Source organism: Flavobacterium sp. DSR2-3-3, assembly GCF_049896585.1.
Lineage (GTDB): Bacteria > Bacteroidota > Bacteroidia > Flavobacteriales > Flavobacteriaceae > Flavobacterium.
The window spans coordinates 35,167-47,642 of record NZ_JAFCUP010000004.1 but is presented as its reverse complement, the minus strand read 5'-3'; the positions used below and the strand labels follow the sequence as shown (position 1 = coordinate 47,642).

At 34.5% G+C, this 12,476-nt stretch carries 15 protein-coding genes; 10 read left to right on the top strand and 5 right to left on the bottom strand.

Features of this window, described 5'->3' with window-relative positions; all coding sequences use genetic code 11:
- Window positions 1-201: 201 nt before the first annotated feature.
- A complete protein-coding gene (locus tag ACP7AQ_RS06645; RefSeq protein ID WP_167547430.1) occupies window positions 202-1,446 on the top strand; it encodes an ABC transporter permease in 1,245 nt (414 codons plus the stop codon).
- Window positions 1,447-1,667: 221 nt separating this feature from the next.
- Here the strand turns inward: ACP7AQ_RS06645 and prmC are convergent, their stop codons facing one another.
- A complete protein-coding gene (gene prmC / locus ACP7AQ_RS06640; RefSeq protein ID WP_426094889.1) occupies window positions 1,668-2,540 on the bottom strand; it encodes a peptide chain release factor N(5)-glutamine methyltransferase in 873 nt (290 codons plus the stop codon).
- 54 nt (window positions 2,541-2,594) lie between these two features.
- Window positions 2,595-3,080: a GNAT family N-acetyltransferase gene (locus ACP7AQ_RS06635; protein WP_426094888.1), complete on the bottom strand. Its 486-nt coding sequence runs from the start codon at window positions 3,078-3,080 to the stop codon at window positions 2,595-2,597.
- Window positions 3,081-3,195: 115 nt separating this feature from the next.
- On the opposite strand from ACP7AQ_RS06635, the gene ribD reads away from it, so the two are divergent.
- Genes ribD through ACP7AQ_RS06620 form a run of 3 tightly spaced genes read left to right on the top strand, consistent with a single transcriptional unit; the run spans window position 3,196 to window position 5,516 of the window.
- Window positions 3,196-4,254, top strand: coding sequence for a bifunctional diaminohydroxyphosphoribosylaminopyrimidine deaminase/5-amino-6-(5-phosphoribosylamino)uracil reductase RibD (gene ribD, locus ACP7AQ_RS06630; protein WP_426095057.1), 1,059 nt, complete (start codon window positions 3,196-3,198; stop codon window positions 4,252-4,254).
- The gene (locus ACP7AQ_RS06625; RefSeq protein ID WP_426094887.1) at window positions 4,232-4,834 is read left to right on the top strand and encodes an HAD family hydrolase; all 603 of its coding nucleotides are present in this window, start codon (window positions 4,232-4,234) and stop codon (window positions 4,832-4,834) included. The genes ribD and ACP7AQ_RS06625 overlap by 23 nt, the downstream gene beginning before the upstream one ends.
- Before the next feature lie 58 nt (window positions 4,835-4,892).
- Window positions 4,893-5,516 carry an IMPACT family protein gene (locus ACP7AQ_RS06620; protein WP_426094886.1) on the top strand — a complete coding sequence of 208 codons (624 nt, stop codon included), beginning with the start codon at window positions 4,893-4,895 and terminating at the stop codon, window positions 5,514-5,516.
- 29 nt (window positions 5,517-5,545) lie between these two features.
- On the opposite strand, the gene ACP7AQ_RS06615 is transcribed toward ACP7AQ_RS06620, so the two are convergent.
- Window positions 5,546-5,950 (bottom strand): acyl-CoA thioesterase, encoded by a 405-nt coding sequence (locus ACP7AQ_RS06615; RefSeq protein WP_426091532.1) that lies wholly within the window; start codon window positions 5,948-5,950, stop codon window positions 5,546-5,548.
- A gap of 184 nt (window positions 5,951-6,134) precedes the next feature.
- Here ACP7AQ_RS06615 and dnaA point away from each other — a divergent pair, with 184 nt between their 5' ends.
- From dnaA to ACP7AQ_RS06585, 6 genes are all read left to right on the top strand, one after another.
- Window positions 6,135-7,562, top strand: coding sequence for a chromosomal replication initiator protein DnaA (dnaA, locus tag ACP7AQ_RS06610; RefSeq protein WP_035674283.1), 1,428 nt, complete (start codon window positions 6,135-6,137; stop codon window positions 7,560-7,562).
- A gap of 7 nt (window positions 7,563-7,569) precedes the next feature.
- Window positions 7,570-8,037, top strand: coding sequence for a low molecular weight protein-tyrosine-phosphatase (locus ACP7AQ_RS06605; protein WP_426064368.1), 468 nt, complete (start codon window positions 7,570-7,572; stop codon window positions 8,035-8,037).
- A 103-nt stretch (window positions 8,038-8,140) separates the two neighbouring features.
- Window positions 8,141-8,863: an SAM-dependent methyltransferase gene (locus tag ACP7AQ_RS06600; protein WP_426094885.1), complete on the top strand. Its 723-nt coding sequence runs from the start codon at window positions 8,141-8,143 to the stop codon at window positions 8,861-8,863.
- A 71-nt stretch (window positions 8,864-8,934) separates the two neighbouring features.
- Entirely contained in the window at window positions 8,935-9,072 is a 138-nt protein-coding gene (locus tag ACP7AQ_RS06595) for a hypothetical protein (RefSeq protein ID WP_426094884.1), read from the top strand.
- Window positions 9,073-9,362: 290 nt separating this feature from the next.
- Entirely contained in the window at window positions 9,363-10,490 is a 1,128-nt protein-coding gene (locus tag ACP7AQ_RS06590) for a methionine aminotransferase (RefSeq protein ID WP_426094883.1), read from the top strand.
- Window positions 10,491-10,569: 79 nt separating this feature from the next.
- Window positions 10,570-11,451 carry an SDR family oxidoreductase gene (locus ACP7AQ_RS06585; protein ID WP_426094882.1) on the top strand — a complete coding sequence of 294 codons (882 nt, stop codon included), beginning with the start codon at window positions 10,570-10,572 and terminating at the stop codon, window positions 11,449-11,451.
- A gap of 79 nt (window positions 11,452-11,530) precedes the next feature.
- On the opposite strand, the gene ACP7AQ_RS06580 is transcribed toward ACP7AQ_RS06585, so the two are convergent.
- Window positions 11,531-11,845, bottom strand: coding sequence for a hypothetical protein (locus ACP7AQ_RS06580; RefSeq protein ID WP_426064371.1), 315 nt, complete (start codon window positions 11,843-11,845; stop codon window positions 11,531-11,533).
- Between the two features lie 67 nt (window positions 11,846-11,912).
- Entirely contained in the window at window positions 11,913-12,443 is a 531-nt protein-coding gene (locus tag ACP7AQ_RS06575) for a YceI family protein (protein WP_426091526.1), read from the bottom strand.
- Between the last annotated feature and the right edge of the window lie 33 nt (window positions 12,444-12,476).

Below are 12,476 nucleotides of genomic sequence, written 5' to 3'. Positions count from 1 at the left end.
GGCAGCAAAAAATACTATTGTTTTCTTGCCTGAAAGAGCGACCGCAGGAAGCTCCTTTTGGGCAATTGAAAACAAATTATTTTTTGTTGCAGGATTGTAACGGAAAGCTGGAAAAAGCTTCAAAAACAAAACGGTCAAATTAAATTAATTTTTAGACTTATAAGATTTGTAACAAAATTTGTATTTTCGTGTCAAACTTACATGATGTTAAAATTATTCAAAGAAAATATTCGGATTGCATTCGGTTCTATCAGAACGCAATTGTTACGAACGGTTCTTACGGTGATGATTATCGCTATTGGAATCACGGCATTAGTTAGTATTCTTACGGTTGTTTCAGCGCTGGAAAACACAATTTCCGCCGATTTTGCATCGATGGGGGCCAATACCTTCAACCTAAAACAGTATGAAAATACTACAAGAAGACAGGGAAGAGACGAACGAGAAATAATCAATCCTATCATTTCGTATCCTGAAGCTGTGGCTTTCAAGAATAAATACAGTTATCCATTTACGGAAACTTCTCTTTCTTTTACGGCAACATCAGCTGCGGAAGTAAAATTCGAATCTTCAAAAACAGATCCAGAAAACTCAATCGTGGGTGTCGACGAATTTTTCATGACCAACTCCGGACTGGAAACGAGTGCCGGCCGTAATTTTACAGGATTTGACATTGATAACAATGCGTACGTGTGTGTTGTAGGTTCAGATTTTGAGAAAGGACTGCTAAAAGACGTGAATCCTATTGATAAGATAATTTCAATTAGAGGAGCTAAGTTTAGGGTTATTGGAGTATTAAAAGAGAAAGGATCAACTTTTGGAAACAGTCAGGATTTACGAGTTTTGATTCCAATTCAATTAGCCCGTTCCATATTTACAGCGCCAAATATTAATTATACTGTTAGCGTTATGGTCAGCAAAAAAGAATTACTGGATCAAGCTATTGACAATGCAAACAGCACGATGCGCAGAGTTCGCAAACTAAGTCCCGTGGAAGACAATAATTTTGGGATAGTCCGTAGCGATGACTTGATTAATAGAATTTTGGGAATTACACAATATCTCGGATTAGCATCGTGGCTGATAGGAATTATCACCGTCCTGGGGTCTTCTATTGCTTTGATGAATATTATGATTGTTTCGGTTACGGAACGTACCAGAGAAATTGGGGTCAGAAAAGCATTAGGAGCCAAAAAAACGACCATTGCGATTCAGTTTTTTATAGAAACAATGCTGATTGGTCAATTTGGCGGATTAGTTGGAATCATTTTCGGAATTCTAATTGGATATGGTATTGCGACTGCTATGGATTTTGCATTCGTAATTCCGTGGGGCGCTATCATGGCAGCTTTCATCACCAGTTTCATCGTAGCCATCGCGTCAGGATTATATCCCGCTATCAAAGCCGCTGTACTGGATCCTATTGAAGCGTTGCGATACGAGTAGTAATTAGCGGTAAAATTCATTGTGAGGTACTAAATAGTTACAAGCACTATTTTCCTAAAAAGATTTTGGGCGTGACCCTATTAAAAAAAGGGGCTGACTAATCACATAGGTTAATTGCCCCTTTTCTTAATAAGGTCGGGTCATACGCGTTACAAGGTAACTTGCTCCTACCCCTCACGCAGACCGCGTAAAACCAGAATTTTTGCATAAAACAACCAATGTTAAATGCGATTTCGTTTCTGGAAATTACAACTGATCATTCGGTCATTTCCGTAAATATCTTTTCGTAATTCGATGTTTTTGAAGTTCATTCTTTCAAGTAAATCAATCATTTCCTTGCCTAAATACTGATTGATTTCAAAGTACATCTGGCCATTTTCGGATAGGTTTTTCTGGGCCAATTCGGCTATTTTTTTATAAAAAATCAATGCGTCATTATCTTCTACAAAAAGTGCCAAATGCGGCTCATTATCCAAAACATTTTTCTTGATTTCCTCCTTTTCTAAATTACGAACATAAGGCGGATTAGATACGATAATATCAAACTGTTGCTGTAAATCTTCCGTTTTGAGAATATTTTGATTGAAAAAAGTAACATTAACAGAATTATTTTCTGCGTTTTTATTGGCTGTAGCCAGCGCTTTTTCAGAAACATCGATGGCAAAAACTTGAGAATTTAAAATATTTTTGGCCAATGAAATAGCGATGCAACCACTTCCCGTTCCAATATCTAAAATACTGATCTTTTGACGTTCGTCTTTTGGTTTTTGACTTTCAACAATCCATTCGACCAATTCTTCCGTTTCGGGTCTTGGAATCAAAACGTCTTCATTGACTTCAAAGTCCAATCCATAAAAACTGGTTTTTCCTAAAAGATATTGTATCGGAATTTCCTTTTTTAATTGTTCCAAAATAGAATTCCAAACAACAGTTTCCGCTTCCAAAAAAACCAAATCGGGACGCAACGCCAAGTCGATTCTTTTCAATTGATTTTTTTCTTCTAAAATTAAATAGAAAAAACTCTCGGTTTCTATTGCATCGTACAGTGGCGTAAGCGCGTCAATAAATTGAGTTCTGTATTCTTTTATTTTCATTTTCTCTGTCAATCGATTCTAAAGAATTAACACTCGCAACTCATTATTCAAAATTTACAAATCTTTCAACATCCAAACCGGACAACTAACGTGACCAGTGCTTCCCATGGGTGCAGCAATATTTTCAAAACCTGTTTTTTTGTATAATTTTTGTGCGTTGAGCATAAATGGCATGGTTTCCAAATAGCATTTTTCGAAACCAAAATTCTTAGCGCTTTGCAAGCAAACTTCCATCATTTCAGTTCCAATTCCCATTCCTCGAGTTTCAGGCAGAAAATACATTTTTTGGAGTTCGCAGATGGTGTCCGCTTCATTTGCAAGTGGAGCAATTCCTGCAGCACCAACAATTTTACCATTATTCTCGACTACGTAATATACTGATTTTGGTTTATTGTATTCTTCATACATAAAGTCCAAATATAGGTCCTCGTAAGCCGTCCCCACTTTGGGAATATCCATTTCATCAAAAACTGCACGTATTAGTTGTGCAACTTCTTGATTGTCTTCTTTATTTATTTTTCTGATACTGTAATTTTCCATTTTTTCAAAATCTTGTTATACCTGCAAAAATAGAAATTGTTTGCTATTATTTTGAAAAGTTTTAAAACAAATCTTGAGGTTTCAGGACTAATCCCAAAATTACTACTTTTGTGTGGTGAAAATACATGAAAAATACATAAAACGATGCATTGAATTAGCCAAAAATGGCTTAGGAACAACGTACCCAAATCCTTTGGTAGGCAGTGTGATTGTGCATGAAGGCAAGATTATTGGCGAAGGATGGCATCAAAAAGCAGGAGAACCGCACGCAGAAGTGAACGCCGTAAATTCCGTCAAAGATAAATCTTTGCTAAAAAAAGCGACAATTTACGTTAGTCTGGAACCTTGCAGTCATTTTGGCAAAACGCCACCGTGTTGCGATTTGATTATCAAAAATAAAATTCCGAATGTGGTTATTGGAACTGTGGATCCAAATGTAAAAGTGGCCGGAAGTGGAATAAAAAAACTTTTAGAAGCTGGCATTCATGTCACGGTTGGTGTACTTGAAGCGGAATGCAACGAACTTAACAAACGATTCTTTACATTCCACGAAAAGAAAAGACCCTACATCATCTTGAAATGGGCTGAAAGCCAAGATGGTTTTATTGCGCCTATTGAAAAATCAGAAAAGAAACCCGTTTGGATTACCAATGCGTATTCAAGGCAATTAGTTCACAAATGGCGCACTGAAGAGCAAGCTATTCTGGTGGGAACACAAACAGTCATCGATGACAATCCCGTACTAAATGCACGCGATTGGTATGGAAACAATCCGATTCGAGTGGTTTTAGACAAAAATAATCGCATTCCAAAAAATAGCCATATTCTTGATAATCAAGTTAAAACTATCCTATTTTCCGGATATAAAACTTCTCTTGAAAAAGAAAATAGTATCTTTGAAATAATCGATTTTGAAAAAAACATTGCAGAGCAAATCGTTCAATCATTGAATAAAAATCAAATTCAATCCATTATTATTGAAGGTGGAAGACAAACTTTACAAACTTTTATCGATGCCAATCTTTGGGATGAAGCACGAATATTTGTTGGATACATCCAATTTAAAAATGGAATCAAAGCGCCCATTCTTGCTAAAAAACAGTTCGAGAAACATTGCATTGCGGCAGACGAACTTATAATTTTTAGAAACCATGATAAATACTATTATTTTTGATTTTGGAGATATTTTTATCAATTTAGATAAGCAAGCCACTATTACTTCTTTTGAAAAATTAGGCTTAAAGGAATGGAATGACGATTTAGACCAACTGAATTTACAGTTTGAAACAGGTAAGGTTTCCCGTGAAAATTTTCTTTTTGGTATTCAAGAACATATCCCGAATGCCAGCATAAAAGAGATTTTGGCAGCTTGGAATGCCACCTTGCTTGACTTCCCGCTATATCGATTGGAATTCTTGCAGATGCTTTCCCAAAAATACCGCTTGTTTCTATTATCCAATACAGATGCCATTCATATTGAAACTTTTGAACAAGCGAGTGGTGTTTCATTTTACAGAGATTTTTATCAATGTTTCGAAAAAGTTTATTTCTCATTTGAGTCCGGCCTGAGGAAACCAAATCCTGAAATTTTCAATCATTTGATAAGCAACCATGAATTAGCACCCAAACGAACATTATTTATAGATGACAAAAAAGAAAATACAGACGCCGCATTCGCTTTGGGATTTGAAGTTTGGAATTTAGAAGTCGGGAAAGAAGATATTATTCATTTATTGGACAAAAAAATAATTTGACAGCAGCAAATCATCCACCAAACTACAATAACATTTCAACTCTCTTTTCTAATTCAATTTGAAAGACACTTACTATACTATTGAGATTCCCTCAGACGAATTGCTGTTCAAAGAAAAAAACAGTAAATTCTTTGGTTACGCCTATCCTATTCATTCGGAGGAAGAAGTAAAACCGCTGATCGATATTTTGCGAAAGCAACATCCCAACGCAGGCCATTTCTGTTATGCTTATCAAACAGGAACTGATGCTTTTACATATCGTGCAAATGATGACGGAGAACCAAGTAATAGTGCCGGAATGCCTATTTACGGACAAATCCAATCCTTTTCAGTAACAAATGTTTTATTAGTTGTAGTTAGGGTTTTTGGAGGCGTAAAACTAGGCGTCGGCGGATTGATTTCTGCCTATAAAATGACTGCGAAGATGGTTTTTGAAAACTGTGAAATTGTTGAAAAAACAATTAATATTCATTTTGCCATCACATTTGATTACCAAAACATGAACAAAGTAATGCGAGTAATAAAGGAAAAAAAGTTGGAAATGGTATCCCAAAAAATGGAGATAGATGAAATTACCACCCTTCCTATTGGAAAAATCGAACTAAAAACACGAAAAAAAAATGCCGAAATGGTATTCGACATTTTCAATTCGATGTTTGAAATTAAAATAAACCGACTATAATTTCGCTATGAAATTGCTTCTTTTGTAATTTATTCCATTGTTTTTAACAGTTCTAAAATATAATCCGGCGGAGCTGTTGGACGACCTGTTTTTAGGGACACAAAAACCAAAATAAACTGGGCAGTTGTTAATAACTCATCAGATTCATTGTAAATCGCACAATCAAATTCTATCTTGACGGAACTCTGACTTTTAAAAGTGGTGTGAACCGTAAGCAACTCATCATACCGAGCTGATTTTTTATAATTTACATTCATCGAAACGATGGGAAGCGCTATGCCACTTTCTTCCATGTTTTTATACGAGATCCCTTTGTTTCTAAGCCATTCAACCCTTCCTATTTCAAAATATGGAATATAATTCCCATGGTATACAACACCCATTTGGTCGGTTTCTGAGTAACGAACTCTAACTTCTATTTGATGATCTTTCATTTATTATGTATTAAAAATTTAAAATTTAAACAACGCCTTACAACAATAATTTGTGAAATTATTACCCTATATATTTTTTTTTACAAAAATTTGTTCACATATTTGTTACCCCGATAATCAATTACAAAACACCTTTTTTTTAGTAAGATAACAATTACCAATTAAAAACAATTTAACAGAATATATGAACAAAACTGCTCAATCAGTATGGGAAAACTGTTTGTCTTTCATAAAAGACAACATCCAAGACCAAGCGTACAAAACTTGGTTCGAACCAATCAAATCAGTTGAACTTACCGATAACGCATTATATATTCAAGTTCCTAGCAAATTTTTCTATGAATGGTTAGAAGAGCATTATGTAAAATTACTAAAAGTGGCCCTGACGAAAGAACTTGGAAAAAACGCTAAGTTACTTTATAAAATCAGAATGGAAAACACCTATGGCAATAAACAACCGTTTACGGAGCAGTTGCCAAGCGCGAATAGAGTTCCTATGAAGCCACAAGAAGTTGATGCTCCATTTAAAAACTTAAACCCGGAATTAAAAAATCCATTTGTAATCCCCGGCATTCGAAATTTAAAAATTGAATCCCAATTAAATGCAAATTATAGTTTTGATAATTTTTTGGAAGGAGATTCCAACAGATTAGCACGTTCTGCAGGTATGGCTGTTGCCAATAAACCGGGTGGAACCTCATTTAATCCTTTGTTAATTTTTGGCGGAGTTGGTCTTGGAAAAACACACCTGGCACATGCTATTGGTGTAGAAATAAAAGACAAATACCCTGAAAAAACAGTTTTATACATTTCTGCAGAAATTTTTACACAACAATATATCGACTCGGTTAAGAAAAACAACCGAAATGATTTCATCCATTTCTATCAATTAATTGACGTTTTAATTATTGATGACGTACAATTCCTTTCCGGTAAATCAGGAACTCAGGATGTGTTTTTCCATATTTTTAATTACTTACATCAAAACGGCAAACAAGTGATCTTGACTTCGGATAAGGCGCCAGTTGACATGCAAGATATTGAGCAACGTTTACTTTCCCGTTTTAAATGGGGATTGTCTGCGGAATTGCACCAACCGGATTATGAAACCAGAATTTCAATCCTGAAAAACATATTGTACAGAGACGGTGTAGAAATTCCGGAAGAAATCATCGAATATGTTGCACGCAATATAAAATCGAATGTCAGAGAATTAGAAGGAGCTATTATTTCCTTAATTGCACAATCATCTTTTAATAAAAAAGAAGTTACGCTGGAGCTTGCGAAAAGTGTTGTTGAAAAATTTGTAAAAAATGTAAAAAGAGAAATTTCGATCGATTACATTCAAAAGATTGTTTCGGATTATTTCCAATTAGACTTAGAAACCTTGCAATCCAAAACAAGAAAAAGACACGTGGTTCAAGCCAGACAATTAGCCATGTTTTTCGCCAAGAAATTTACTAAAGCTTCTTTAGCTAATATTGGTTCCCAAATTGGAGATCGCGATCACGCAACCGTTTTACACGCTTGTAAAACCGTTGACAATTTAGTGGCTACCGACAAACAATTCAAGAAATTTGTGGAAGATATCAATAAAAAATTAACGTTGTAAACGCATCATGTCCGTAAAAATTTTAATGGTTTGTTTAGGAAATATTTGCCGTTCCCCACTAGCCGAAGGGATTTTGGCTGCAAAACTTCCTAAAGACAAATTTACAGTTGATTCTGCAGGAACCGGATCTTGGCATATTGGTCACGCGCCAGACGATCGCTCTATTGCTATTGCAAAAAAAAATAAAGTAAACATTTCTCATCAAAAAGGAAGACAATTCAGCGCAACTGATTTTGATGCCTTTGATTACATTTACGTGATGGATAATTCCAACTACAAAAATGTAACTGAACTGGCCCAAAACCAGAACCAAGTAGAAAAAGTCCAGCTAATTTTAAATGAATTGTTTCCAAATGAAAATGTAGATGTTCCAGATCCTTATTTTGGTTTACCAAATGGATTCGAAATTGTTTACAACATGCTGGATGAAGTGTGTGATGAAATTGCTAAAAAGCTATTAAAAAAACACCAGTAATTTTTTCTGCAAAAAATTACAGTAAGCTCATTGATAAATTACGCACCTACTTAACAACATTAACCCATTCACAGATTTCACTTTAGAAACATAAATATCACTTATGGAATCAAACTCTGTTTTAGGAAAACTCTATTTAATCCCCACCACAATGGGCGATTGTGACCCTATGGATGTTTTGCCGCAAACTATAAAAAGAAGCATTGCGCTCATTGATTATTATATTGTTGAAAACGACAAAACAGCTCGTAAATCCATAAAAGAAGTAAATCATGAGAAGAAACAATCCGAGTTAAAACTTTTTGTTTTAAATAAACACACTGAAATTAAAGAACATTTAGACTTTATAAAACCTTTACTGGAAGGTCACAACATGGGTTTAATGAGCGAAGCTGGCTGTCCCGGCGTTGCGGATCCTGGAGCAGTAATCGTAAAATTAGCCCACGAAAAAGGAATTCAGGTTATTCCTTTGGTAGGCCCTTCCTCCATCCTTTTGGCCATGATGGCATCAGGAATGAATGGACAAAGTTTCACCTTTCATGGCTATTTACCCATTGAAAAAGACGAAAAGAAAGCCAGTTTTAAAACCCTAGAAAGAGTTTCTTTCGAAAAAAATCAGTCTCAGATTTTCATTGAAACGCCATACCGCAATAACAAATTACTGGAAGATTTGGTACAAACGCTGCATCCTGAAACACATTTATGCATCGCAACGGATATCACCTTGCCTACAGAATATATCAAAACCAAAAAAATTTCGGCTTGGAAAAAAGAAACAATAGATTTACATAAACGCCCAACCATTTTTATTATCCACAAAATGTAATTTTATAACTACATTTAAATTAATTTAATATATTTACCTTATCAATTAGCTAAACAATTAAACCAAATAAAATGAAAGTAAATAAAAGAGACCTTAAAATATTTACATTGGGAATTTTCAGCCTTTTTATATTCCAGTCCATCTATGATTGGAAACAAATTAAAAAAGATATGATTAGCGGCTGGAATGCAGGCTATCGCGCTGAATAATAATTTCCATTTAAAAAGTAGTTTTAAACTAACAGAAGAAAGAAAAATACTTTTTTATCCGATTAAAAATTTTAGCATACCATTAAAGCTTCAGTTTATTATACTAAGCAATTACAATACTGTTTACGATTAAAAGTGCTTTAAATTTAATAATGAAAAATCTTTATTCATTAATTATATTATAAAAAACGCGCTATTAATCTCAAGTAACCCGCTAAAAACTATACTAATATTGATTAAATCCAATTATAAAAAGCTATTTTTATAATTGGATTTAATCAATATTTTTTATGAGTAAACTACCAAATATCAGCACGAGTATTTTTACGGTTATGTCTAAAATGGCAGCTGAATATAATGCCATCAATCTTTCACAAGGTTTTCCAAACTTTCCCGTTGACCGAAGATTAACTGATATTGTTGCTAATCTTGCGAAAGAAAATGTGCATCAATATACGCCAATGTCAGGCTACATGCCGTTATTATTAAAAATAGCAACACTAATCAACAACTCCTATGGAAGAACTGTTCAGCCTGAAACGGAATTGTTGATTACCGCCGGAGCAACACAAGCCATTTTCACTACCATAACAGCTTTGGTAAAAAACAATGACGAAGTGATTATCTTAGATCCAAGTTATGATTGTTACGAAGCGCCCGTATTATTATGCAACGCAAATCCGGTTCGAGTGCCGCTGAACGATGATTACACTCCAAATTGGAAAATTATCGAAAAAGCGTGTACGTCAAAAACTAAAATGATTATCATTAATAATCCGCACAATCCAACAGGGAAAATTTTAACGGAATCAGATTTTGAATCATTGGAAATCCTGTTGGAAAAATATCCTGACATTATACTTCTTTCTGATGAAGTGTATGAATACATTACTTTCGAAGAAAAACATATTTCAGCTCATACCCGAAAGAAATTATTGAATCGTTGTGTAATGGTTTCTTCTTTCGGAAAATCATTTCATGTAACAGGTTGGAAAATTGGTTATTTAACAGCGCCGGAATATTTGATGAAAGAAATCAAAAAAGTACATCAGTTTTTAGTTTTCAGTGTAAATAGTATTTGTCAAGTTGCCATTAGTGAGTATTTAGATATTGTTTCTGTAGTTGAAATAGGAAAATTATATCAGGAAAAACGGGATTACTTTAAACAATTATTAAAAGGTAGTCGCTTTAAACTTATGCCATGCGAAGGAACTTATTTTCAGGTGGTTTCTTATGCAGCTATTTCAAATGAGAACGATGTTGATTTCTGCAAACGCCTTATTATTCAACATGGAGTTGCTGCCATTCCTATTTCCACTTTTTATGCCGATGGAAAAGACCTGAAACTAATTCGCTTTTGTTTTGCCAAAGATAATGCAACGTTGGAAGAGGCAGCAAAAAGATTGTGTGCGATTTAAAATCGGAAATGAAATTTATTTTATTATGCATGCATACTATTTAATTTTATTATATTTACAATAAAAAAATATCACAAATATGAGTTATACAGATAAAATGTTACGCGACGATGCCCTAAAAGGCAAAGTTATTGTTGTAACCGGAGGCGGAAGCGGTTTAGGAAAAGCAATGACTAAATATTTCCTGGAATTGGGTGCGCAAGTTGCCATCACTTCCAGAGATTTAGAAAAACTAAAAAATACCGCTACACAACTGGAAACAGAAACAGGTGGAACTTGTCTTCCAATTCAATGTGATGTGCGTCATTATGAAGAGGTTGAAAATATGCTGCAAGAAGTTTTGAAAGCCTTTGGCAAAGTAGATGTTTTACTTAATAATGCTGCCGGAAATTTCATTTCTCCAACGGAACGATTATCTGCGAATGCTTTTGATACTGTAATTGATATAGTTTTAAAAGGGACCAAAAACTGTACCCTTGCTTTTGGAAAACATTGGATTGACACGAAACAAAAATCATCTACCATCTTAAATATCGTTACGACATACGCTTGGACAGGTTCTGCTTATGTAGTACCTAGCGCAACTGCAAAAGCTGGAGTTTTGGCCATGACAAGAAGTCTTGCGGTGGAATGGGCAAAATACGGAATTCGTTCTAATGCGATTGCTCCAGGACCATTCCCTACTAAAGGCGCATGGGACAGATTATTACCAGGTGATTTGGCAGAAAAATTTGATATGGCTAAAAAAGTGCCATTAAAACGCGTAGGAGATCATCAGGAATTAGCCAATTTAGCGGCGTATTTAGTTTCTGATTTTTCAGCTTATGTAAACGGTGAAGTGGTTGTAATTGATGGAGGCGAATGGCTCAAAGGAGCCGGACAATTTAATATTCTGGAAGCAATTCCCGAAGACCTTTGGGATCAGTTGGAAATGATGATTAAAGCAAAGAAAAATAAATAAAAGTTGATGTAAAATAAACCATTAAGAAATAAAGAAAAATTAAGAATTGACGCTTTATAAACCTTTATTTCTTAATCGTTTAATTTTTATTGTTTTCCAAAGCTATTAAAATTTCACTTTTCAGCAAGCCGCTTCCACCGCCATAATGCTGGACAATAATTATATTTGGATTTTGTTTTTTAAAAAAAGCGCATAATTCAACTTCGCTTTCCTCCTGAATTCCGGAACCCAACAATACAACGGAAAAGTTTTTATTTCGAAAAACTTCCTTCGCTTCCTCTTCTTTCATAACGCCTACCCCATTCCAATTCTCATTTGCATTTATTAATCGGATTACAGTTTCCAGAATTTCAAAATGTCCTCCGATGTATAATATATCTATGGTTTTCATCATTCCATTTTTGAAAAACACAAACCTCAAAAAGAATAGTATTTTGAGATTTGTGTTTGTTTACTTTAAATTATTGTTGCAAAAACTGCAATTCGATATTCAAACGTACTTCTTCGCTTACTAAAACACCGCCAGTTTCAAGAACGGAATTCCAATTTAATCCCCAATCTTTTCTGTTGATTTTGCCTTCTAATGACAATGCCATTTTGGTATTTCCCCATGGATCTTTCATTAATCCGCCATAATCTGCCGCTAATTTTACTGATTTAGTAACACCGTGTAAGGTTAAATCTCCAACTAATTCATATTCACCTTCATTAATTTTGGTGAAAGAAGTAGCACTGAATTTAATTTCTGGAAATTGTGCAGCATCAAAAAAATCTGGACTCAATAAATGCGTATCTCTGTCTGAATTTCCTGTTGTAATAGAATCGATTGCGCCGGTAAATTCTATTTTTGAGTTTTCAATATCGTTATTTTCTGATTCAATCGTTGCATCAAATTTTGAAAATTTACCTGAAACATTAGTGAACATCATGTGTTTCACTTTAAAACCTATCTCTGAGTGTGTTGGGTCAATTACCCATTTTGTTATTGACATAATATTATTTTATTTAAATTATTATTTGCTATT